Source organism: Rossellomorea sp. LJF3 (genome assembly GCF_037046045.1).
GTDB lineage: Bacteria > Bacillota > Bacilli > Bacillales > Bacillaceae_B > Rossellomorea.
Genome location: NZ_JBANLY010000008.1, coordinates 93,543 through 117,046, shown reverse-complemented (window position 1 = coordinate 117,046; position 23,504 = coordinate 93,543). Strand labels below are relative to the sequence as shown.

At 41.9% G+C, this 23,504-nt stretch carries 23 protein-coding genes and 3 riboswitches; of the genes, 16 read left to right on the top strand and 7 right to left on the bottom strand.

Translation table 11 applies throughout. The features are described from left to right. The first annotated feature begins 82 nt into the window (after window positions 1–82). The 5 genes from V8G47_RS10175 to V8G47_RS10155 all read left to right on the top strand — a co-directional run bounded on the left by V8G47_RS10175 (window position 83) and on the right by V8G47_RS10155 (window position 5,082). Window positions 83–1,171: an SDR family oxidoreductase gene (locus V8G47_RS10175; protein ID WP_336200014.1), complete on the top strand. Its 1,089-nt coding sequence runs from the start codon at window positions 83–85 to the stop codon at window positions 1,169–1,171. A 203-nt stretch (window positions 1,172–1,374) separates the two neighbouring features. Further along, window positions 1,375–1,836 carry a hypothetical protein gene (locus V8G47_RS10170; RefSeq protein WP_336200013.1) on the top strand — a complete coding sequence of 154 codons (462 nt, stop codon included), beginning with the start codon at window positions 1,375–1,377 and terminating at the stop codon, window positions 1,834–1,836. 60 nt (window positions 1,837–1,896) lie between these two features. Beyond that, window positions 1,897–1,992: riboswitch (yybP-ykoY riboswitch) on the top strand. A gap of 100 nt (window positions 1,993–2,092) precedes the next feature. Beyond that, window positions 2,093–2,878, top strand: a complete 786-nt coding sequence (locus tag V8G47_RS10165) for a TerC family protein (protein WP_098440967.1) — start codon at window positions 2,093–2,095, stop codon at window positions 2,876–2,878. 321 nt (window positions 2,879–3,199) lie between these two features. Further along, a complete protein-coding gene (gene sigI, locus V8G47_RS10160) occupies window positions 3,200–3,955 on the top strand; it encodes an RNA polymerase sigma factor SigI (RefSeq protein WP_336200012.1) in 756 nt (251 codons plus the stop codon). Between the two features lie 14 nt (window positions 3,956–3,969). Next, a complete protein-coding gene (locus tag V8G47_RS10155) occupies window positions 3,970–5,082 on the top strand; it encodes an anti-sigma factor domain-containing protein (protein ID WP_336200011.1) in 1,113 nt (370 codons plus the stop codon). A 92-nt stretch (window positions 5,083–5,174) separates the two neighbouring features. Here the strand turns inward: V8G47_RS10155 and V8G47_RS10150 are convergent, their stop codons facing one another. Continuing rightward, window positions 5,175–5,375: an alpha/beta-type small acid-soluble spore protein gene (locus V8G47_RS10150; protein WP_034763616.1), complete on the bottom strand. Its 201-nt coding sequence runs from the start codon at window positions 5,373–5,375 to the stop codon at window positions 5,175–5,177. 267 nt (window positions 5,376–5,642) lie between these two features. On the opposite strand from V8G47_RS10150, the gene V8G47_RS10145 reads away from it, so the two are divergent. Continuing rightward, the gene (locus V8G47_RS10145) at window positions 5,643–6,995 is read left to right on the top strand and encodes a TrkH family potassium uptake protein (protein WP_336200010.1); all 1,353 of its coding nucleotides are present in this window, start codon (window positions 5,643–5,645) and stop codon (window positions 6,993–6,995) included. Window positions 6,996–7,657: 662 nt separating this feature from the next. Here the strand turns inward: V8G47_RS10145 and V8G47_RS10140 are convergent. Continuing rightward, complete coding sequence (locus V8G47_RS10140; protein WP_336200009.1) at window positions 7,658–8,182, bottom strand: hypothetical protein; 525 nt, start codon at window positions 8,180–8,182, stop codon at window positions 7,658–7,660. A gap of 140 nt (window positions 8,183–8,322) precedes the next feature. Between V8G47_RS10140 and V8G47_RS10135 the strand changes: the two genes are divergently transcribed. Beyond that, a complete protein-coding gene (locus V8G47_RS10135; protein ID WP_336200008.1) occupies window positions 8,323–8,481 on the top strand; it encodes a hypothetical protein in 159 nt (52 codons plus the stop codon). Then, window positions 8,481–8,606: a hypothetical protein gene (locus V8G47_RS10130; protein WP_336200007.1), complete on the top strand. Its 126-nt coding sequence runs from the start codon at window positions 8,481–8,483 to the stop codon at window positions 8,604–8,606. The genes V8G47_RS10135 and V8G47_RS10130 overlap by 1 nt, the downstream gene beginning before the upstream one ends. A gap of 29 nt (window positions 8,607–8,635) precedes the next feature. Here V8G47_RS10130 and V8G47_RS10125 read toward each other — a convergent pair whose 3' ends face one another. After that, window positions 8,636–10,363, bottom strand: a complete 1,728-nt coding sequence (locus tag V8G47_RS10125; protein WP_336200006.1) for a B12-binding domain-containing radical SAM protein — start codon at window positions 10,361–10,363, stop codon at window positions 8,636–8,638. Window positions 10,364–10,716: 353 nt separating this feature from the next. Further along, entirely contained in the window at window positions 10,717–11,742 is a 1,026-nt protein-coding gene (locus V8G47_RS10120) for an acyltransferase family protein (RefSeq protein ID WP_336200005.1), read from the bottom strand. Window positions 11,743–11,911: 169 nt separating this feature from the next. On the opposite strand from V8G47_RS10120, the gene V8G47_RS10115 reads away from it, so the two are divergent. The 3 genes from V8G47_RS10115 (at window position 11,912) to V8G47_RS10105 (ending at window position 15,287) form a co-directional block, all read left to right on the top strand. Then, a complete protein-coding gene (locus tag V8G47_RS10115) occupies window positions 11,912–14,065 on the top strand; it encodes a PAS domain S-box protein (RefSeq protein WP_336200004.1) in 2,154 nt (717 codons plus the stop codon). Window positions 14,066–14,079: 14 nt separating this feature from the next. Next, window positions 14,080–14,535, top strand: a complete 456-nt coding sequence (locus V8G47_RS10110; protein WP_336200003.1) for a methylated-DNA--[protein]-cysteine S-methyltransferase — start codon at window positions 14,080–14,082, stop codon at window positions 14,533–14,535. A gap of 158 nt (window positions 14,536–14,693) precedes the next feature. Then, entirely contained in the window at window positions 14,694–15,287 is a 594-nt protein-coding gene (locus tag V8G47_RS10105) for a DUF2087 domain-containing protein (protein WP_336200002.1), read from the top strand. Between the two features lie 41 nt (window positions 15,288–15,328). Here V8G47_RS10105 and mtnA read toward each other — a convergent pair whose 3' ends face one another. From mtnA to V8G47_RS10090, 3 genes are all read right to left on the bottom strand, one after another. Next, window positions 15,329–16,381, bottom strand: a complete 1,053-nt coding sequence (gene mtnA, locus V8G47_RS10100; RefSeq protein ID WP_336200001.1) for an S-methyl-5-thioribose-1-phosphate isomerase — start codon at window positions 16,379–16,381, stop codon at window positions 15,329–15,331. Window positions 16,382–16,396: 15 nt separating this feature from the next. After that, window positions 16,397–17,581: an S-methyl-5-thioribose kinase gene (gene mtnK / locus V8G47_RS10095; RefSeq protein ID WP_336200000.1), complete on the bottom strand. Its 1,185-nt coding sequence runs from the start codon at window positions 17,579–17,581 to the stop codon at window positions 16,397–16,399. A 115-nt stretch (window positions 17,582–17,696) separates the two neighbouring features. After that, window positions 17,697–17,852: riboswitch (SAM riboswitch) on the bottom strand. Between the two features lie 97 nt (window positions 17,853–17,949). Beyond that, window positions 17,950–18,732, bottom strand: a complete 783-nt coding sequence (locus tag V8G47_RS10090) for a carbon-nitrogen family hydrolase (RefSeq protein WP_336199999.1) — start codon at window positions 18,730–18,732, stop codon at window positions 17,950–17,952. A 120-nt stretch (window positions 18,733–18,852) separates the two neighbouring features. Between V8G47_RS10090 and V8G47_RS10085 the strand changes: the two genes are divergently transcribed. From V8G47_RS10085 to V8G47_RS10065, 5 genes are all read left to right on the top strand, one after another. After that, complete coding sequence (locus V8G47_RS10085) at window positions 18,853–20,037, top strand: pyridoxal phosphate-dependent aminotransferase (RefSeq protein WP_336199998.1); 1,185 nt, start codon at window positions 18,853–18,855, stop codon at window positions 20,035–20,037. Window positions 20,038–20,085: 48 nt separating this feature from the next. Next, a riboswitch (SAM riboswitch) is annotated at window positions 20,086–20,188 on the top strand. A gap of 106 nt (window positions 20,189–20,294) precedes the next feature. Continuing rightward, a complete protein-coding gene (locus tag V8G47_RS10080; RefSeq protein ID WP_336199997.1) occupies window positions 20,295–21,506 on the top strand; it encodes a 2,3-diketo-5-methylthiopentyl-1-phosphate enolase in 1,212 nt (403 codons plus the stop codon). Next, on the top strand, window positions 21,506–22,165 hold the full coding sequence (locus V8G47_RS10075) for a 2-hydroxy-3-keto-5-methylthiopentenyl-1-phosphate phosphatase (protein ID WP_336199996.1): 660 nt from the start codon (window positions 21,506–21,508) through the stop codon (window positions 22,163–22,165). The genes V8G47_RS10080 and V8G47_RS10075 overlap by 1 nt, the downstream gene beginning before the upstream one ends. Further along, window positions 22,162–22,809 carry a methylthioribulose 1-phosphate dehydratase gene (locus tag V8G47_RS10070; protein WP_336199995.1) on the top strand — a complete coding sequence of 216 codons (648 nt, stop codon included), beginning with the start codon at window positions 22,162–22,164 and terminating at the stop codon, window positions 22,807–22,809. The genes V8G47_RS10075 and V8G47_RS10070 overlap by 4 nt, the downstream gene beginning before the upstream one ends. Beyond that, window positions 22,806–23,318 (top strand): cupin domain-containing protein, encoded by a 513-nt coding sequence (locus V8G47_RS10065; RefSeq protein WP_336199994.1) that lies wholly within the window; start codon window positions 22,806–22,808, stop codon window positions 23,316–23,318. Before V8G47_RS10070 ends, V8G47_RS10065 begins: the two co-directional genes overlap by 4 nt. The last annotated feature ends 186 nt before the right edge of the window (window positions 23,319–23,504 follow it).

The following is a 23,504-nucleotide window of genomic DNA, read 5'->3' as shown; positions in this document are numbered from 1 at the left end:
CCTAAAATGGTGAGGTACCTTAGTCGAAAGGTTGGCTCTTTTTTTATCAAAATAATGGTGACGAGCGGGGGAGAAGATCGAAATGGAAAAAGGTATCTATTTGATCACGGGGTTTCCGGGCTTTCTAAGTCATAATATTGTGGAAGAGTTACTCAAACAGGACAAAGCATCGAAGGTATACTTACTTCACCTTCATTCAATGGAGAAGCAGGCGGAAGATGGGATACGGAAACTGAGATTCTTGTCAGAGGCTGAGATCATCCTGGTGGAAGGGGACATTACCCGAAAGAATCTCCATATGGCAGAAGAGAAAATCCTCGAGATTAGGAAGGAAGTGGAATATGTTTGGCACTTAGCAGCCATCTATGACCTTGCAGTCCCTCAAGATCTTGCACAGAAAATAAATGTAGAAGGCACACGTCAGGTCAATGATTTCTGCCAAACCCTCCGTCAATTAAAAAGATACGTGTATTTTTCCACTGCTTTTATAGCGGGATCACGTGAAGGTGAGCTAATGGAGAATGAATTGATCCTCCCTGATCGTTTTCATAACTTCTATGAAAGGACTAAATATGAAGCAGAGGTCCTGGTGGATGAATTGAAGGACAAACTGCCGATCACGATCATCCGTCCAGGTATCGTGAAGGGAAACTCAGAAACCGGAGAGACCGTGAAGTTCGATGGACCATACTTTATTATGAATATGTTTAACCGTTTATCTTTCCTGCCGTGGATTCCATTTCTCGGTGAGGGTACCTCTTATATAAATATCGTACCCGTCGAATATGTCGTAAAAGCATCGATTTATCTGGGGCATGAGGAGGTTGGGAATGGAAAGACGTATCATCTGACCGATCCAGAACCACTGATGGTAAGGGAAGTGTATGAACAGATTTTATGGCATATGTTAAAAAAGAAACCAAAGGGAAGTATTCCATTAGCCCTTTCTAATTGGGCACTAGGCTTCCGTTTTATACGACGCTATTTAAAAGTCGAACGGGAAGCATTGGACTATTTTACACTCCAAAGTAAATTCAATTGTCAAAATGCCCGAAACGACCTGGAAGGGACTTCGATTATATGCCCTTCCCTTTCCAGCCAGATTGAAAAAATGGTTGAGTTTTATCTTGAACACGCCTCTAATGAGCGACTGCACATAAAGATCGATTAAAAGAGGAATGGAAACATTCTAACAAGCAATCATCGTAATAATTGGGAGGGATATGGTAAAAATAAAGGAAGAAGCATCAATAGGAGGAATCTCAAGATGTCATTTTCCCTTACGCTATACCCTGACCGTCACAAACGCAGTCCTTCCCATAAGCCTATTATAAACATCCAATTTTACCACTCCTCCTGCTTTACGGGGGGCATATGAAGTCATCCATTACAAAATTAGAAGGCATCCTGTGGAGTATTGCGCTGCCGGGTTTTCCTCAATTGCTAGTCGGTTTATGGTTTAAGGGAACGTTGTTTGTGCTTCTTGAGATCATTATCAATATTCAAAGTAACTTCAATCTGGGGATCATGTACAGTTTTTTAGGGGAAACCCATAAAGCAGCAGAGATACTTGATTATCAGTGGCTCATGTTTTATCCGTGTTTATATATGTTTGCCATGTGGGATGCGTATAAAATTGCCGATGGCCAAAAGGAGAAGTACAGCTTTTTACCCTTTGTTATGTCTGCCTATATGGTAACCGTTGGTTTGATGTATTCCCCAAAGGTATATCTATTTGGGAAATTCATCGGGCCCATTTTTCTACCGATTTTGTTTGTGATTCCGGGAGTGTTGCTGGGACTATTGATACGAGCCATCCTGATACGGGTTCAATAAATTTTCTCTTTACGAATAGGTTTCTTTGAGTTAAAATACATCTATACAAATGAACGTTTTCTACCTGTCAAAGGGGAGTAGCTATAGGTTTCATACCTAAACAAAGTCGTCAATTCATGGTGTATGCCATCGGCTTTGTTGGCATATCCGTATGCTAAGCAAGACCTTTGCCTTATTTAGGCAAGGGTCTTTTTATTTTTATAAAATTCCTTGCCTATTGGAAAACTAACTATGTAAATAGGGAGGGACTAGAGGTATGGATGCTTCGATGTTATTGGAATATGGATGGGTCCTGCTGATATTGGTAGGTCTTGAAGGGATTTTAGCTGCTGATAATGCGGTGGTAATGGCTGTAATGGTCAAACATTTACCTGTGGAACAAAGGAAGAAAGCACTTTTTTACGGTCTATTAGGAGCCTTTGTCTTTAGGTTCGCTGCATTATTTCTCATTTCATTCTTAGTCAATGTGTGGCAGGTTCAGGCGATTGGGGCGATTTATTTATTCTACGTGGCCATTCACCATTTTGTGAAGAAAAGGAAAGACACCGGGGCAGTAGAAGAGAAACCCGCGAAAGGCTCGGGGTTCTGGACTACGGTACTCAAGGTGGAACTTGCGGATATCGCATTCGCGGTTGATTCCATGCTTGCTGCCGTTGCTTTGGCCGTAACCCTTCAGCCGACTGGGTGGTTTGATGTAGGAGGAATTGACGGAGGTCAGTTTATTGTCATGTTCCTAGGCGGCATCATCGGGTTGGTGATCATGAGATTTGCTGCAACCTGGTTTGTGAAATTACTGGAGAAATACCCTACATTAGAATCAGCAGCATTCTTAATTGTTGGCTGGGTAGGTGTGAAACTTGCCGTGTTTACCCTCGCTCATCCTGATGTAGCCATCCTGGATCACCACTTCCCTGAATCAAAAGGGTGGAAACTTGTATTCTGGAGCGTATTGATCCTGCTATCTGTAGGTGGGTATTTATTATCAAGAAGAAAAGCAAAACAGGAAGAAGCAGAAATAGAAAGAAAAGCAAAAGCAGAATAATGTCGTCATATAAAGCTAACGTGGAATTTTCCCGTTAGCTTTTTTCTGTTGTTGAACGGTAGTATCTATGGGATAAACCCCGGTAATCGGTGTTTGACTGCCCGTTGGCATGAAGATTTATTCAATTGAGGGAATTTCTTTACTTTTATTTGGTTGAACCCCCTCAAAAAAAGTTTTTTAAACGTAACTCCTTTAATAAGGCGATCGATCGGCCAACCATTAAATAACATCTGAGGTGATATGAAACCCTTTCCCATATCCTTTTCACTTTTACATTCGACACCATATGAGTATAATAGTGTGCAGGATGGGGTGAGGCTGATGCTAAATGTTCTACTATTTCTACTCGCTAAACAAAAGAAAAAGCAATCGCTTGAAGAGATGGCGATCCAAATACAAAATGGTGATGAGCAATTATTGAACATAGTGCTAGACGACTATAAGCCATTTATTAAAAAAACGGTATCATCGGTCTGCAAACGATTCATTTATGAAAGTGACGATGAATTCAGCATCGGTCTGATTGCCTTTCATGACGCCATTTTAAAGTATAATCATCAACGTGGCTCTTCCATCATCAGTTTCTCTGAAGTGATCATCAAGCGGAAAGTGATCGATTATATCCGGAAAAATGGGAAGTATCAGGATATAAGCTTCGATTTGGGCTTATTTGAAGATGGTGAAGATCCTTCTGGTTTAACGATCGATCAGATCGTGTCCGTAGAGGAATTCGGAAAACAAGAGGAAGCCAGAAAGCGACGGGAAGAGATCCTTTACTTCCAAGAACAACTGGCTCAATACAAGTTGTCCTTTCACGATCTGGTTGAACAATCTCCCAAACATGAAGATGCAAGATTGAACGCCATAGAAATCGCCAAGAAGGTAGTGGGTTCACAAGAACTTTTAGATTATCTTATAGAAAAAAGACGATTACCGATAAAAAAACTAGAAAAACAGGTGAACGTCACCAGAAAAACAATTGAGAGAAATAGAAAATATATTATAGCCATTTCTCTAATTCTTATAGGGGATTATGTCTATTTACGGGATTATTTAAAAGGGCGGTTAGAGATATGAAAAAAGGGATCATTATGGAAATCAAACAGGATATCCTGGTGATGATGACAGCGGAAGGAGAATTCCTTACAGGAAGAAAGCAGCCCGATCAACAGTATGCGATAGGCGAAGAAATTCCTTTCTTTCCTTTAAGCTCAAGAGCTGATAAACCAAATTCGATTCATAAGTGGAATTGGAGAGTGTCGACTTCTTTGTTGACAGTTCTTGTCGTCGTCATTGCCCTGTTCTCAAGTTCTGTGCTACAGAATAACCGGGCGTATGCCTATGTATCGGTCGATATCAATCCCAGTATGGAATTAACATTAAATAAAGATCAGCAGGTATTGAATATCAAGCCATATAATGGTGATGCCAAGGTCCTCTTAAAAGAACTGAGTGACTGGAAAAATGAAGATGTTGGTGCAGTGACGGAGAAAATTTTCCTAATAAGTGAAAGACTCGGGTATTTAAAGGGAATTCAAAATGTTTTCATTACTTCTTCCTTCATTGATGACTCCGATCCTAAACGGGAAACCGAATTACTGGACGAATTAAATGAATTTGTTGAGGACTACGGTTCTGATCATTCCACGAACATCATCATGAAAGAAACATCCCGGGAGTTTAGGAAAAAAGCATCTGAAAAAGGGATGACTGCAGGCTCCCTTATTCGGGAAACAGAACAAAAGGACTCCAATCGAACAATTGAGCCTGTAAAAAATGAATCGAAAAAAGAAGATAAAGAAGTTCAAGAAAAAGTGATCAAACAAGAAAAAGAGAAGCAAAAGAAAGCTATTATAGATGAAAAAATCAAAGCTGCGAATCAAAAAGTGAATCCGCCAGTAAAAGAGAAGAAACAAAATGCGGATAAGGCTCAAAAACCTCAAAGAAACCATGATCAGCGTCAAAACCCTCATCCCGAAAATAAAGGGGAGAGGGGAAAACCTGAGAAGTCACAAATTGGGAACTCCTCAAAGGGGAACAATGGGAACAGAGGTATTGACAAACCTAATAGAGGGCATGATCATTCTACCCATAATGACAAAGGGTCCCATGGAAACAATGATAAGCATAATGATCATCAAAATAATCGAAACGAAGAAAAGAAACACGATCATGGAAATAGAAAAGAAAATAAAAAAGACTAACAAGATAGGCAAAGACTCATTCAACTGAATGGGTCTTTGTTATTGAGAACGATAAAGGGTAGCTGGTACATGCCAGCTACCCGGGTGCCAAGTTATTTAGTTTGTTGTCCGGTTAATTGAGATTGAGCTTGCTTCACAAGGCGCTTCGTGATTTCTCCCCCAACTGATCCATTAGAGCGGGCAACTGTATCTGATCCAAGAGTCACGCCAAACTCCTGGGCGATTTCATATTTCACTTGATCAAGGTACTGTTCAACACCAGGAACAAGCAATTTATTTGAACTTCTAGCCATAGTCGTTTTCCTCCTTACAGGGATACTTGAAACAATGAATGTTTCAGTACCTATATTATTTGTATTATCATCGTGAACATGAATGGTAATATTTCGCCGAAATTGTATTGTTTGCTTAGAAATACTATGAATCACCACACTTGCCGGTTTAGGCGGCTTATATTAAAGGAAGAATAAACATAAAAGAAATTATTCATTTTTCCTTTCATTCTTCGGTTTTATTCTTTAAGATAGAAAAGGAAATAACGTTGAAAGGGAAATACATACATGTGGTATAAGCTTAGATTGAATTTAAATAAATTAACTCCTGCACAAGTGATTGTCACGTATTATCTTCTGGCTGCGACGATTGCGACCGTCCTGCTCAGTCTTCCCATTGCGCATAAATCCGGGGGAGAGTGGAGCTTTTTGGATGCGATCTTCACTGCCGTCAGTGCGGTGAGCGTTACTGGTCTTACCGTTGTGAGCACTGTCGACACATTCAATACAACGGGAATCTTCATATTAATGTTTGTTCTTCAATTCGGAGGAATTGGAATCATGACACTTGGTACGTTTTTTTGGTTGATCGTAGGGAAGAAGATCGGCTTGAAAGAACGCCGCCTCATCATGACGGATCAAAACCAGACAAGCCTGGCTGGACTCGTGAGTTTATTAAAACAAATCTTATTACTGATCATCTTCATTGAAATCGTGGGGGCTTTCATTTTAGGTGTCTATTTCTTAGGCTATTACCCAACATGGCAGCAGGCTTTTATCCATGGGTTGTTTGCCTCTGTCAGTGCCACGACGAATGGGGGCTTTGACATTACAGGTCAATCGCTCATTCCTTTTGCGAATGACTATTTTGTCCAATTCATCACCATCTTGTTAATGACACTGGGGGCGATTGGGTTCCCTGTATTAATCGAAACGAAGGATTATCTCATGAGTAAGAAGAGAAATAAACATCACTTTTCCTTATATTCAAAGATTACGACCGTAACGTTTTTTGGACTTATGGTGTTTGGTACTTTGGTCATCTTTATCTTTGAATATAACGGGTATTTTAATGGGATGGAATGGCATAAGTCATTCTTCTACTCCTTTTTCCAATCGGCTACAACAAGGAACGGGGGGCTCGCCACTATGAATGTGGCTGAGTTTTCTACTCCCACCTTATTGGTCATGAGTGCCCTTATGTTCATCGGGGCTTCACCAAGCTCGGTTGGTGGAGGGATCAGGACCACGACATTCGCCCTGAATATTTTATTTTTGTTCCATTTCGCTAAGGGAAACCAAACCATTAAGATATTCAAAAGGGAAATTCATCATCAGGATGTCATCAAATCCCTGGTCGTGACGATGATGGCCATTTTTATCTGCTTCCTATCTGTCATCATCCTCACGTTCACAGAGGACCATTCCATTATGGAGATTGTCTTTGAAGTTGCTTCCGCGTTCGGGACGACAGGATTATCCATGGGGATCACCTCTGAGCTGTCCTCTATCGGAAAATGCGTGATCATCGTGTTAATGTTCATTGGTCGAGTGGGGATACTTTCCTTCCTCTTCATGATTGGAGGAAAAGAAAAGACAGCTAAATATCACTATCCAAAAGAGCGTGTCATTATTGGTTAATGGACAAAGATTCTGGGACATAACAAAAGCCATTCCTTTTTAAGACAAACAATCAAAAGATTAGGTAGGGTCACTTGTTACACCGCTGTTGATTTCCGTGCAAGACTTCGCTTTCCTCGGGCGGAAGGCAAGCCTCCTCGTCGCTGACGCTCCTGCGGGGTCTTGCCTACTCCGCTTTTCCCGTAGGAGTCTTCGTCTTGCACTCCAATCAACAGCTAGATCCTGCTTTATACACTGAATAAACTTTAGCAATTATAAAATGGCCAATTTCAACCAAGTTAGCTGTTATCCATTTACAATAATTGATCACTTCAACAAACAGAATAAGAGTTGTTGAATGAAATGGTGTAGCAATCTCGACATTACAATGTTAACGTGAATCATTTACGTTTGGAAAGTTGATTGGAGCGGAAGGTGCTCGACTCCTGCGGGAAATGCTGGACAGGTGAGACCCCACAGGGCTTTAGCCCGAGGAGGCTCACCGCCAGCCCCGCGGAAAGCGAGCACCTGGAGCGCAAATCAACCACCACTCACTACATCTAAAAATAATAGAATCTACTTAAATAGCCAAATAATCAATCCGAACGTGTTGGATTTTCCAAAGGGAATTTCGAATAATCGTTCGGATTTTCTTTTTTCTATTAAAGAAGAAAAGGAGACCCTCATTTTAATGCAGAATAGGGCACGTGAAAGTGGATCATAAGGAATAGGATGATGGGGATGGAGATGATCCATCCTAATACCGGGTTTTTGTGATGTACGATCAGTACGGTGAACATCATGAGATTAAAAAGAAGATCCCAACCGAAATGCCATCCGTTGTGGTATGTCATCATCCCGATGAGGTGGGAAAGGCCTTCTGTCAAACCATAGATACCTGTCCATAACAAGATCCAACCAACCCTCATCCATAAACCCGTCGGAAGTCTCCCGATAAAAATTGCAATTGTGACTGTATATTGAATTGCCATTTTGCTCAATGAAATAATGGTGTGATTCAAATGAAGAGAGTCCCCAAATGGGGTGACAGTGCGGAACTCCCACATGGAATAATCAAATAATAGAAATTGTGAAAGTAAATCCCCGATAATGAAAAATAATAAAGTGGGATAATAGCTGTAAAAATCCTTCCATTTGCCAAACCTCCACCCTAAAAACGCGTATGCCAGCAGAAAAATTAGTATCATGTCCTCATATCCTATTCTCATTCGCACTTTTCCTTAGTTTCCGGAGTGAACATTGATTTATTCAGTTGAGTGAATACCTATTTTTAGAAGAATGGAAAAGGGAGAGGTGGAGAAAATAAGGTCAAAGGAGATGAGTCAAAATGAAACGTAAAGCACAGTATGATGCTGCTGAGAAAAATAATCAAACACCCCTTAAAAATAAGCAGGAGACTGAATTTTCTGCTGAGTTTTCTCAAGGTGAGGATCCGGCAAAAGGGAAGAATAGAAATTCATCAAAGGGCAAAAAAGGGAGAGGCTGATGAAAGAAAAAAAACAGTCGTTCCGTGAAGAATTCGGTCAGGAATTTGGAGATGTTAATGCAGCCAAATTAATGGAAGTGACCCGAAAACAACCAAAGACAGAAGAAAAGAAGAAAAAATGTTAAGCGACTCGCTTAACATTTTTTCTTCTTTATTATTGAACAAGTTGACGGTCGAACTCGAATACAGTTGATTGACCAGTTGAGGGTTCAAAGTAGGCAAGGACGTATTGATCCTGACCTTCTTTTGAACGAATCGTTTCAAGGAGTGTATGCTTATACAACTCTTTTTCATTTAGTTTCAGATTGGCAAATGCTTCGCCTGCGATGGTTGGTTGTGCTAAAAGATTTTGATAAATGGCAGATCGCTCTTCCTTATTCAGTTCATGGGTCCACCATGGTTTTCTTGGTTTGTACCTTTGATTATCTAAATAGTCAAGCTTCATGAGACCTTCAATGACTGAAATTTCAAAGCTTGTTTCATTGGACAAGAATTCATGCAGTCGTTTGAACAGATCTTCTAACTGATGGCCGATCCGGGACCATCCGCGATTTTCCCAATAGGAACCAAACTGCTGGAAGAAATCAAATGGAGTGTCAAAGCATTCTGTGACCAGGTACTCAATCGTTCGATCCATGCGGTGATCGTTCCAATATTTCTCCAATACGTCTTCCACTTGTTTGATCCGAACGATATCGTCGAAAGACAATACGTTATTCCCCAAAATTTCATAAGGAGAATGATCCATATACGTATATTGATGATCATTTGCGCGAATTCTCAGGCCGGTCCCCCGCAGCATTTTAAGAAATCCTAATTGTAGCTCTTCAGGTCTCATTTCAAACACATCATTGAACGTTTTACGGAATGATTGGTAATCCTCTTCAGGGAGACCTGCGATCAAATCCAGATGCTGGTCGATTTTTTTACCCTCTTTTACCATGGTGACGGTTCTCGTAAGCTTTTTATAGTTTTGTTTTCTCATGACCAGATCATTTGTTTCATCGTTGGTTGATTGGACGCCGATCTCAAATCTGAATAGCCCTCGTGGTGCATGTTCATTGAGGAATTCAATCACTTCGGGACGCATGATGTCTGCCGTTATTTCAAATTGAAAGACGGTACCCGGCAAGTGCTCGTCAATAAGAAATTGGAACATTTCCATTGCGTAGCTTCGGCTAATATTGAAGGTCCGGTCCACAAACTTAATGGTCTTAGCCCCATGTTTCATCAGGAATCGAATATCTTCTTTTACCTTTTCACGGTCAAAGTAGCGTACACCCACTTCAATAGAAGAAAGACAGAATTGGCAGCGGAAAGGGCAGCCTCTGCTTGTCTCGATATATGTCACCCTTTTGCCGAGCTCTTGCAGATCTTCCTGGAAACGGAAAGGGGAAGGGACATCCCTTAAATCAATTTTATTTTGTTGCGGTTTGATGACAGGCTTTCCATCAGCTAAATAAGCCACTCCATGGACCTTGGACCAATCTTTATCACCATCAAGCTGATCCAATAATTGTTTGAAGGATTCCTCGCCTTCGCCAATTACAATGAAGTCGACGTCTTCAAGGCGCTCCAGCCAATATGGAACGTCATATGTCACTTCGGGACCTCCGAGGATGATCGTTACCTCAGGCATGATTTTTCGAAGGATCTGAATCACTTTGATTGTTTCTTCGATATTCCAGATGTAGCAGCTGAATCCGATGATATCCGGCTTTTTAGAGAATAAGTCGGTAACGATATTGAGGGTTGGATCCTTTATTGTGTACTCGGACAGCTCAATTTCGTGGTGGGGTTCTGCATAGGCCTTTAGACAGCGAATGGCTAAATTCGTGTGAATGTATTTTGCATTTAACGTACTTAAGACGACTTTCTTCATTTATAATCTCCTTTATTCTAAGTCCGTATGACTATCAGTCAAATGACTTTCATTAACCATAACCAAATTATTATCTGTGGCAAGTTGTTCGTACAACATAATTAACCAACCTGACTATCATTTTATCTAAGCTTGCGATAAAGCTCAATGTTTGTCTGAAATGAATTTAAATTTATTGTAACTATTAGAAGGAATTTTAGGAAAAGGTGCGAATAATATAAGGTAATATACGTTTTTTGAAAATTGTGTTGAATGGTGATTCGGATGCTCGTATTCTCGACCCAAGCGAATAGTTAATCATGAAAAAGGGACTGACCCGTGAATACAATGGGGTCAGCCCTTTCTAGTGAGATTTATCTTGTTTTCATTTCCCTTTTGGAAAGCAGTTTCTGCAGCCTTGTTGATCTAAACTCGATAATAGGTTGTGTGATGCTCGTAAAGAATTTGGTTGAGAATATCATCGTCAGTACAAAGGATACCCCAAGTAACAGTAACAGACTGGCGTTAGGGTCAATCGCGTCCTTTAGATGGCTTTCTCGGAATAAACGAATGAGAAAACCATGGAGCAAGTAAACATAGAGAGTGTTTTTTCCCCACTTGGTGAAAAACTGTCTCTTTGTAGGAACAAATGTGAAAAAGCTGAAAATCATCACGACGTTTAATAAGTAAACAGCCGCCCTGACACCCATGCTGATTACGTTGTTCCATTCAAAGTCTCCGTAAGGTTTGGAACCCAGCAACCATTTGTCTGAGAATTCAGGTATAAAATACATCCCTAAAAATACGATTACAAATAATGAACCTGCCACTAAACGGGCTTTACTCGTTTTAAAATATTCGAAGTGCTCCTTCTCCATGTAGTACCCCATCAGGAATATAGGAAAGAACACAAATGTTCGGGACAAGCTCAAATAATTTGAAATAACATCGGCGAATCCTACAATCAGTCCAAGTGAAAAAGCCACTGTCAAGCCAATTCCAGGTTTGAATTTAAACCATTTGATGAAAGCATAGAGCAGTGCGTTCCAGCAAAAAAGGCTGATAAGGAACCACAGTGACCAGTGAGGATTAAGTGGATTCACCTCGAATGTTGATTTTTGATAAAGAAAATGATAGTACACCGTATAGATCAGTTGAAACACAATGTAGGGAAGTATCAACTTTTTAGCAAGTTTCTGGATATACCCCTTTTTATAGAATCCTTTTGCGAAGAACCCTGCCACAAGGATGAAGGCCGGCATGTGGAAGGTGTAAATCGTTTTATACAACGAAAGGATAAAGGGATCACTTTCGATATAGGATCGGATGACATGTCCAAATACCACTAAAAAGATCAAGATGAATTTGGCATTGTCGAAGTAATAGTCGCGCTGTTTCATATCTTCACCATCTTTTAAAAAAGTTTAATCCTAATTCATTCTTACCCTAGGATACAATGAGCAAAACATGATTTTCATTGTTAATTATCACCAGAAGTACGGGGAGCTATGCGAATTCTGTAAGATTTAAGCCAATGGTCGTCTTTTAAAATAGTAGGGGGATGAGGAAATGACTAATAGTAGTAAAGTGAAAGAAGAGCAAAATAGGGATTTATGTCATCCCGTCGATAGGGAAATTTGCTCAGCTTCACCCATGCCGATGCTAGTGATCAATAAAGAGTTGAAAATCGTTTACGCCAACCCCGAAGCATATGAAACCCTGGAGTCAAATGATGAGAATGTTGTAGGGAAGCTTTTCAGCTCATTTTTCTCTTCAGTGCCCGCGCCTATTGTGGCCCATTATAAGGAAGTAATGGAGACGGGGAAAACATTGGAAGACGAAACCCTGATGAATGTAAATGAGAAGAAAATCATCCACGTTGAACTTCTGTTGAAAAAATCGACCATTTCACCTAATGCTTATTTATACTTTAAGGATGTAACGGAACTGAAGGAAAAGGAGCGCAAGGATCATTTAAATGTACACTTACTATCGAACATCTTCCAGAATGCTTCAGAGGGGATCGTGTTATTTGACATTAATGGAAATATCAATGATGTGAATCATGCATTCAGTTTGCAGGTGGGGCTCGATAAGGATGAGATCACCAAGAGGAATATCAGTTCGTTCATTCCCGAAAATGCCCATTATAAGGTTGAAAAAATCAAAGAGTTGATTTCTCAAAATAAAAAAGCCCGTGGCGAAATTCCGATCAAGAAATCACAAAGTATTTCAATCGTTGAATTTACGACAAGCCCATACGTGCATCATAAGCTCCATATGGCTATTCTTCGAGATGTAACGGAAAAAAGGCAGATGGAGATCCAATTGAAACGTAATGAAGAATTGTTCAAAGGATTGTTTGAAGAAGCGATTGACGCCATTGTCTTATGGGATCAGGACGGAAGGGTCCTTAAAGCGAACTCTTCAGCACTGAAAATATTCGAATGCACACTTTCCGAGCTCCTCTCAAAAAAAATCAGGGACTTCGTTTATCCTTTGGAAAGCCAGAAGTTCGATTTGGTCATGGAACAATTATATAGAAGTGGGGCCGTCAGGGATGAGGTATTGTTCCTCATGCCGAACAATCAGCTCAAGCATTTGGAATTCACGTCCAAGCTTCATTCCGTAGATGGTTATAATATGACCATATTCCGTAATGTAAGTGAGCGATATCAAATGGAGAAGGAACTGCGGGAGAGTGAGGAGAGGTTCCGGAAGATATTCGAAGGTTCATTGGACGGATTGCTTCTGACCAATCACAATTATGTCGTCGTTGATGCGAATCCTGAAGTGAGTAACATCATTAAGTTGGATAAAGATCAGCTCATTGGTAAAGATGTACGAGAAATATTGAATATTGAGCCGGGTGAAGAAGCCTATGAGGATTATCTGCATCAATTAAAGGAGGATGGTCAGGCAACGTTTTTAAAAACGCTGATATCCTCCAGGGACAGGGTTCAATACGTTGAATTATCATCGAAATACAATTTGCTCTCTAACCTGAATTTAACCATCATCCGGGACATTACGGATCAAATCGAGATGCAGGAACAACTGAGGAAATCTGACACATTAAGTGTAGTAGGGGAGCTTGCTGCAGGGATCGCCCATGAGATCAGAAACCCTATGACTGCACTTAAAGGATTCATTCAACTGCTTGAGAACAGCGTCGGCAAAGATCATGAGATGTACTTTAATGTGATCACTTCTGAATTCCAGCGAATTGAGTCAATCATCACAGAGTTTCTCGTATTGGCCAAACCTCAGGCGATCCAATATCAGGAGACGAATTTAATCAGGATCATGAAGGATACGGTGGAATTACTGAGTGCACAGGCTGTCATGCATAATGTTCAGTATGAGGAAAGATATCAGGAAGACCTTCCGACCATAGTAGCTGAACCCAATCAATTAAAACAGGTATTCATCAATGTCATTAAGAATGCGATTGAAGTCATGTCAGATGGAGGAGTGATTTCCATCAGCATCGGGGAGACAGAGGACGGCTTGATTCATATCGAGATTAAGGATCAGGGAGGCGGAATCTCTAAGGATAAGATCAAGAAGCTCGGCGAACCTTTTTATACAACAAAAGAAAGAGGGACTGGACTTGGGCTTATGGTAAGCTTTAAGATTATTAAAGAACATAAAGGCAGCGTCCAGGTTGAAAGCATCGTTGGAGAAGGAACCGTTTTCCATATCTATCTGCCTAAATCATAAAGGAGTCCTGTATTATGACCATTCATACGATTGTAATCGATAGTCCCATTGGGAATTTGAAGCTAATGGCCGATCCGACTCAATTGCTTTCTGTGCAGTTTGTTGAGGAAGAAGCGTCCATCGAAACGGATCATCCCATTTTGATTAGAGCAAAGGAGCAAATCCTGGAGTTTTTTAAGGGTGATAGAAGAACATTTGATCTTCCTCTGAAAATCGAAGGGACCGAGTTTCAAAAGGAAGTATGGAATATTCTCAAGGAAATACCCTATGGCGAAACCTGGTCGTATCAGGATGTAGCACAAGCCATTCAAAGACCGAAAGCGGTCCGGGCTGTGGGGCAGGCGAATAAAGCCAACCGTTTTCCCGTCATCATCCCTTGCCACCGTGTCATTGGGAAAAATAAGACACTCACCGGTTATGCAGGTAAGCAAATAGACAAAAAAGAAACGTTACTCTCATTAGAAAGATAATAGAAACAGGCATCTTCCATGTGGAGAATGCCTGTTTTTGGTTTTAGTGACACGTAACGATTGTTTGGGGGGGAATTCTGAAAATAACAGTTGAAAATTCGTTCTATTTAGACTATCATCTAATTAGATAATAATCTAAATAGTTAGGAGGCGGAATGGTGCAATTAAGCAAACAGATCGCATTTCATAAAACGATGGGGGACGCGACCCGCATCAAGATCGTTTATTTATTGGCAGAAGAGAGTTTGCACGTGGGGGCCATAGCTGGAAAGCTCGGACTTACTGCGCCAACGATCTCCCATCATTTGGCGAAACTGAAAGAGTGCAATCTTGTTTATTCGCGGAAAGAGAAGAACACGGTTTACTACCATTTGAATAAAAAAGTATTAAGTCATCACGGGGACGTTCTGCACAGGTTTGCTCAAGAGGAGAAAGGGGACAGGACAATGTCAGAGAAGTTAGTGAAAGAAAAACAGAAGGTGAAGAATAATTTTCTGGAGAAAAATGGACGGATCAAAAGTATTCCCGCCCAACAAAAGAAAAAACTATTCATTCTTGAACATCTCGTGGAAGGTCTGAAGGTGGGGGAGAAGTATAAGGAAAAAGAGCTGAATGAGTACATTCTACAATTCCATGAAGATTTCGCCACCTTGAGGAGAGAGTTCATCATCCATCAGTTCATGTATCGGGAAAACGGCATTTATGAGGTGAATCCGAAGGAAATGTGGGCATCTATAAAACTATCAGAATAAGAAATGAAAGAGAAGGATGAATTCCTTCTCTTTCATTGTATTTATGCCAGGTTTATAGTTCGTTGAATGCTTTCTTGAAAACGAGGATACAGCACTCCCTTTTCGGTGATGATGCCGGTAATCAATTCATGAGAAGTCACATCAAAAGCGGGATTATATACATGAACGTGTTCGGGTGCAATCATAGAGCCGCCCATCGTCGTGATTTCGTCTGGCCCTCTTTCTTCAATCGGGATATCGTCACCTGTTCTCGAGGTAGGATCGAATGTGGAAGAAGGGGCAGCCACGTAGAATGGTATATTGTAATGATGGCATAGGATGGCAAGCATGGACGTACCGATTTTGTTCGCGGTATCCCCATTCGCAGAAATCCGGTCGGCTCCGACGATGACGGCTTCCACACCCTTCTCCTTTATTGTATGAGCGGCCATGCTGTCAGTAATAAGGGTCACGTCGACACCTGATTGCTGAAGCTCCCAGGCAGTGAGTCGGGCGCCCTGAAGGACAGGGCGTGTCTCACAGGCGAATACTTGAAACCCTATTCCCCTTTCCCTGCCTAGGTGAAAGGGGGCAAGTGCAGTTCCATATTTACTCGTGGCAATGGATCCCGCATTACAGATGGTCATGATCTTCCTCTTGTCATCCAATGCATCCAATGCGTGTTCACCGATCATCCTGCATATTTCCTCATCCTCCGTATGGATCTGAATGGCAGAATGAAGCAGATTGGTCTTGGCTTCATTCACGGATTGTGCATGGGCAAGAACTTGTTCCAATCGATTCAATGCCCAGAACAGATTGACTGCCGTCGGCCTTGAGTCAGCGAGGTATTCTTTATCCTTCCTGAAAAGGTGATTGAATTCTATCAGATTGTCTGTTTCATAATGAGAAGCAGCATGTGCCAATCCATAGGCGGCTGTGATCCCGATTGCGGGGGCGCCTCGCACTTTAAGCGAAACGATGGCTTCATAATAGTCTGTAATGTTCGTTAGCGTCAAATATTCCACAGTGTTCGGCAGCTTTTGTTGATTAAGAATCAGTAAATGATCTTCATGCCACTCGAGTGAAGTTGGAATGGTCGGTGTATGTGTCATGAGTATCTCCTTTAATTATTCAGAATGTGATCGTACTAAAGTCAGAAGCTCTTCAATGGTAAGAATGTGTTTCCGATTTACAATCAATTTCTTTCCAAGGTTGAGGCATGCTCGTTTGGCCTTTAATCTTTGTTCATTATCTTCGATGCTCTCAAGGTCTTCCACATGTGCAAGACCGATCGTTCTTCTGATGCACTCGCATCCTGCAAAACCGATGCTGTCCTGAAAACTCTTCTCCAATACATACTCAAGGTACCCATTCACCTTCGTATAAGCGTCGCCACTTTCCTTCCAATGTCTGGAGAACGTAGCAGAGAAGACGTTCCAAGTATTTTCGATATGGTGAAGGATGGTTTCCTTTTCACCTGGATTCGCGATCACTTGGAAAATAAGATTTGCAATAAACTGACCGATATCGAAACCGATCGGCCCATAAAAAGCAAATTCCGGGTCAATGACTTTTGTGTGTTCGTCATCCACAAAGATACTTCCCGTATGGAGGTCTCCATGAAGCAGGGCTTCCCCTTCGGTAAGGAAACTCTTTTTAAGTTTTGCCACCTCGAGTTTTACAGTGAAATCATCCCATAATTGCTGCACATCTCCTGACAATTCCTCCTCAAACTCATTCGTTTCACTGTTGAAGAAAGGATCCGTGAATACTAGGTCCTCCGTGATTTTGCACAGCTCAGGATTTGAAAATTCCTTCACATATTCTTTTTTCTTGAATGGATGAAGGGCATAATCAGACGTGAAGTACAGTGTATTTGCAAGGAATGTACCAATGTCTTCTGATAGCTTCGGGTACTTATTCCCATTGATCAGGCCGGCACGTGCGATGGTGAGGTTGCTTAAATCCTCCATCACTGTGACGGCGAGGGATGGATCGGAATGATACACTTCCGGGACAAGGTCCCCTACAAGTGATCGCTGAAGGTGTAGGGCACCCGCTTCAATTCTTGCCCGTTCGATCGTAAGTGGCCAGCTTTCACCTACAACCTTTGCATAGGGGAGTGCTTGTTTGATGATGATCCCTTTACCTGTATCCCTTTCAACTACATGAAAAACCAGATTAAGGTTCCCATCACCGATTTCTTCACAGATTAAATGTGAACCTTCTTCGAATATTCCTACATTCACTGCCATAGCGATGGCCGACTGTTCCGTTAGTGGTTGATACGTATTAAGCTTAGTGATTGCCATTTTCGTTCCTCCTTTTAGTGAACCCTTTAAGAAAGGGTGTTAGGGAGGCTTTTCCGTGGCATAAGAAAAGCCTCTTTCCATGTTCGAAAGAGGCTTGAAGAGTCATCTTCTTCGCCTCTTATCTCCCAGAAAGATGATCTTTCTGTTGGAATTAGCACCGTGCCTTACTGGATTGATCATCCGGCGCATACAGCGCCCCGTTTTACAACGGTATTATGGTCGGTTGCTGGGCTTCATAGGGCCAAATCCCTCAGCCAGCTCTTGATAAGAGTTGCGTGTATCTTATTTAATTAAAATTCTGAATGTTCATTTGAATTGAATGGTACCATTGAAGTATTTTCCATGTCAACGGTTTTTTAGAATTTTTTCTAATAAAAATTTGGTCTCCGGTCTTGAAAGATCGGAATTTGTTTACGGACCTTTTCTACTTCCTGCAAATCGATTTCAGCAACGACCAACTGTTCACTTTGGGTTCCTTTTGCAAGGATTCCCCCCCATGGATCGATGATAAGGGAGGAGCCGCCAAATTCATTGTCAGGGTCACTCCCCACACGGTTGCATGCAATCACAAAGCATTGATTTTCAATCGCACGTGCCCTTAAGAGGGTCTCCCAGTGATCCATCCTGGCAGCCGGCCATTCAGCCACCACAAAGACAATCTTCGCTCCCATCATGACATGTTTCCTGAACCATTCAGGGAAACGAATGTCGTAACAAATGAGTCCTGCCATCATGGTATCATCAAGAGAGAAGGCCCCGTCTTCCTCTCCAGGAAGTAGATAATGATGTTCATTCATTAGTTTGAATAAGTGAAGCTTAGAATACCGTTTCACCAACACGCCATTTGCATCCGCCACCAACAGTGTATTTCTAACCCCATCTGTTGATTTATTGGCAACAGAGCCTCCTATGATGTGAATGGAATATTTTTTTGACAGGGAAGTCAGGAAGGAGGAAGAATCTTCGGCTCCTTCATCTGCGATCTCATCTATCCGTGTCAGATCATAGCCTGTCGTCCACAGTTCAGGAAGAACGACGGTAGCGCATCCTTCTTCCTTTGCTTTTTTGACCCACTTTTCCACTCTCACCTTGTTTTCTTCAGGATTCCCAAACACAATATCCATCTGGACGAGACCAACCTTTTGAATCATACATTCACCTCATTATGTACTTTTTGTCATTTATTCCTTTACATTCTTTATGTTCCGTTATATCATTTGTGACTAGAATTTGAAAGTAATTAATTTTCAAAAAAATGAGTGGGTGAATGTATGAAACACTTTGAAAAAGCAAAACGCTTGGAATCATTACCGGAACAATTTTTCGCTTCCCTTGCAGGAACTGTGAATGCTGTTGTGAATGAGGGGCATGATGTCATTAATTTGGGACAGGGAAATCCAGATCAGCCTACCCCTCCACATATTGTGGGAAAATTAACAGAAGCGGCCAAGTCTCCTTCTAACCATAAATATCCTCCATTTCGTGGTTTATCGAGCTTTAAGGAGGCGATTGCAGCTTTCTATTTGCGGGAATACGGTGTGGAGATAGATCCCGAAACCGAAGTAGCGGTTCTCTTCGGAGGAAAAGCAGGATTAGTGGAGATCCCTCAATGTTTATTGAACCCCGGGGATGGAGTATTTGTCCCGGATCCCGGTTATCCGGATTATGTATCGGGGGTCGCATTGGCAGAAGCCAGTATGATCAAGATGCCGTTGAAAGAGGAAAACGGTTTTCTCCCGGACTATCGTGTACATTCCCGTGAAGAATGGGAAAGGGCGAAATTAATGTTCCTCAATTACCCCAATAATCCAACGGGTGCGACCGCAACAAAATCCTTTTTTGAGGACACGGTGGAACTTGCGTCAAAGCATGATATTTGTGTGGTGCATGACTTTGCTTATGGGGCGATCGGTTTCGATGGACAAAAGCCTGTGAGTTTTCTCGAGACAGATGGTGCAAAGGATGTCGGGATTGAGATATATACTTTATCAAAAACCTATAATATGGCAGGCTGGAGAATCGGTTTTGCCGTTGGGAATAAAAGTGTCATAGAAGCGATCAATCTCCTCCAGGATCACCTTTACGTAAGCCTGTTCGGCGCGATTCAAGAAGCAGCCACAACGGCTTTACTGAGTTCCCAGGATTGCGTAACGGAACTGGTTGCCACTTATGAAGAACGAAGACAACTCCTGATCTCGGGTCTACAGGGAATTGGGTGGGATGTAAAAGCTCCACAAGGTTCCTTCTTTGCCTGGCTTAAGGTGCCGGAAGGGTTCACATCTGTTGAGTTCTCAACCTATTTACTTGAAAAAATCAAAGTGGCCGTTGCTCCTGGTGTAGGATTTGGTGAATATGGAGAAGGGTATGTACGGGTCGGTCTTTTAACTACAAATGAACGGATAAAAGAGGCGATTTCCCGTATAGAAAGTTTAGAATTATTTCACAAAAGGGATTGACATATGTCGAAATTGGTGCAATAATCCAACTGAATTAATATAATGAAATTCTTATCAAGAGCAGGCGGAGGGACCAGCCCGATGAAGCCCGGCAACCGACTTATTTAAGCACGGTGCTAATTCTTGCAGCTATACAGCTGACAGATAAGAAAGAGTGCGGAATGTAAACCTCTTCTTATTTGGAAGAGGTTTTTTTGTTTGCCGGCACGATGAAATCAAGACGCGGAAATGGGCTTTTACATAGGGAGGTAATATGAATGAGTGAAGTGATCGCAACATATCGACTAAAGGGTAAGATTGGTTCCTTCGAGAAAAAGGCAGAAGGGATTGCTTTGGGACTCACGGTAGGATCATGGACGGACCTGCCGCTACTGGAACAGGAACAATTAAGAAAATACAAGGGGAGAGTCGTTTCAGTGGAAGAGAGGGAGGACGAAGGATCCTGGGGTGAGGTGAAGATTGGGTATCCCAGTCATAATTATTCCAATGATATTCCGGCTATCCTTACAACGGTATTCGGCAAGCTTTCTCTCGATGGTGAAGTGAAATTACTGGATCTGGAGTTCTCAGAAGACTTGAAAAAATCATTTCCCGGTCCACGTTTTGGGATAGAGGGCATCAGGGAATTAACAGGGGTTCATGGTCGACCGCTGTTAATGAGCATCTTTAAAGGGGTGATCGGCAGGGATCTCACATTTCTTGAAAATCAGTTAAGAGCGCAGGCCCTCGGCGGAGTCAATGTCGTAAAAGATGATGAAATATTATTTGATAATTCCTTGACTCCATTTTTTGAAAGAGTAAGAGTAGGAAAAAAAGTGTTGAACGACGTATTCGAAGAAACCGGTAAGAGAACCTTGTATGCCGTAAATCTGACAGGGAAAACCTCACAGTTGCGGGACAAAGCAAAAAAAGCCAGGGAGCTTGGGGCAGATGCTCTTTTATTCAATGTATTTTCATACGGTCTCGATGTTCTGCAGGAATTGAGGGAGGACCCTGAGATTTCCTTGCCGATCATGGCTCATCCTGCTTTTGCCGGGGCTGCTGCTGCATCTCCAGTATATGGTGTGAGCTACTCTTTATGGTTGGGTAAATTATTGCGAATGGCCGGGGCTGATTTTTCACTATTTCCATCTCCGTACGGAAGTGTGGCACTAGAGAAGAGCAACGTCCTTTCCTTAAGCTATGAATTAACGAAGGATGACGAACATTTGAAGAGAACATTGCCAGTTCCATCAGCAGGCATTCACCCTGCTCTTGTCCCCCTTTTGGTGAAAGATTTCGGGACGGATTGTGTCATTAATGCCGGAGGAGGCATTCACGGTCACCCTAACGGCGCAAGTGGGGGAGGAAGGGCGTTCGGTCAAGCGATCGATGCTGTTTTAAACGGAACGTCACTCCAAGAGGCAGCCAAAACTCATGAAGAACTGCAGAAAGCCCTGTCCCTATGGGGAGGGGAGGTAAAGGTGTAATGAGTCTTCCAGTGATATTCTGTGATTTTGATGGGACGATCACAGAAACAGATAATATCATTTCTTTGATGAAAGCCTTTGCCCCACCGGAATGGGAGCCTGTAAAAGAGGACATTTTAAGCCACTCGATCTCGATCAAAGAAGGGGTAAGCAAGTTGTTCTCACTCATTCCTTCTTCAAAGAAAGACGAGATGATCCAGTATTTGATGGAAACAGCGGTTATTCGTGAAGGCTTCAAGGAATTCGTGGACTATACAAAAGTCAATGAGATTCCCCTGTATATTGTGAGTGGGGGAATAGACTTCTTCGTTCACCCGTTACTGAAAGAATTCGGGCCTTTTAAGGCTGTATATTGTAACGAAGCGATCTTTAACGATTCGAACATAACCATTCATTGGCCATATCCATGTGACGTGCACTGTGAAAACAAAGGATGTGGATGCTGTAAGCCTTCCATTCTGAGGGCATTATCCCTGGAAGATCATGAGGTGATTGTAATAGGGGACTCTGTTACAGACATCGAAATGGCGAAGCTTGGAGATACAGTACTCGCAAGGGACTATCTCGCACGTACCTGTGAAGAAAAGGGAATCCCGTATCATCCTTTTGAAACCTTTCACGATTGCATAAAAGTGATAGAAAAAGGAGTGACAATATGAAGTCATATCAATCCGAATGGGAAGAGCTCGCTGATATCAAAAGGGAATTGGCAGAGAGGGACTGGTTTATGGGAACCAGTGGCAACCTGGCAATACGTGTGGGATCAACTCCTGTATCATTTCTGGTTACGGCAAGTGGAAAGGATAAGCGAAAGCACACGAAAGAGGACTTCCTCCTTGTGAATGCACAGGGTGAGGCCTTGGAGGAAACCCAACTGCGTCCATCAGCCGAAACCCTGCTTCACAGTCACATATTCAGTGGGAGTTCAGCGGGATGCAGCTTACATGTCCATACTGTTGCCAACAATGTGATCAGTGAACTGTATGGGGATGAAGGTGTCATCACATTCAGAAACCAGGAACTGATTAAAGCCTGGGACAAATGGGGTGAACATGATTCCCTGTCGATTCCCATCATCCATAATCATGCGCATATCCCAACCTTGGCGGATTCCTTCCTCCCATTCATTAAAGAAGATAAAGGGGCCGTGCTCATTCGCAATCATGGCATTACCGTCTGGGGACGTACAGGATTTGAAGCTAAGAAACTATTGGAAGCGTGTGAGTTCCTGTTCCAATACCACCTTACACTATTATCTTTAGCAGCTACAAAATCTATTTCCAAGGGAGGAGTAAAATTATGACAACGGTACACATTCAGGGGAAAAATCAGTTCATTGAGCAACAGGAAGAGGTAGTAAATTATTTAAATGACCAAGGGGTCATCTACGAACATTGGAACATGGATAAACTCGACGAATCATTACGGGACCGATACGCTTTAACCGATGATGATAAAGAGGCCATTCTCTCCACCTTTAAAGAGGAGATAGAAGATATTTCAGCTCGCCGGGGGTACCAGGCAAGGGATGTGATTTCCCTTTCCGAAAGCACACCAAATCTTGAAGAGCTATTAAAGAATTTCCAACAGGAGCATCATCATACGGATGATGAGGTACGATTTATAGTAAATAGACATGGTGTTTTCGTCATTCAAGGAAAGGACGGTGATTTCTTTGAGGTACATCTGAATCCGGGTGACTTAATTTCCGTTCCTGAAAACATCCGCCACTATTTCACTTTAAGCGATGATAAGCAGGTGGTCGCCGTCCGCATTTTCGTCACCCAGGAAGGCTGGGTACCAATCTATTAATCATCCATCAGGATAGACAAAGAGTCGCTTCTTTTGTCTATCCTTTTTTTGCACGTTTGGCGAAAAATGTCTAATTCAGCAATAATACTAGTTATTTTGTCTTGTTTTGCGAATCTATTTACTTTTCTGATAATACTTGCGATAATGCTCAAGTAATGATTTTACTTTAAATAGACTAGGAGCTAA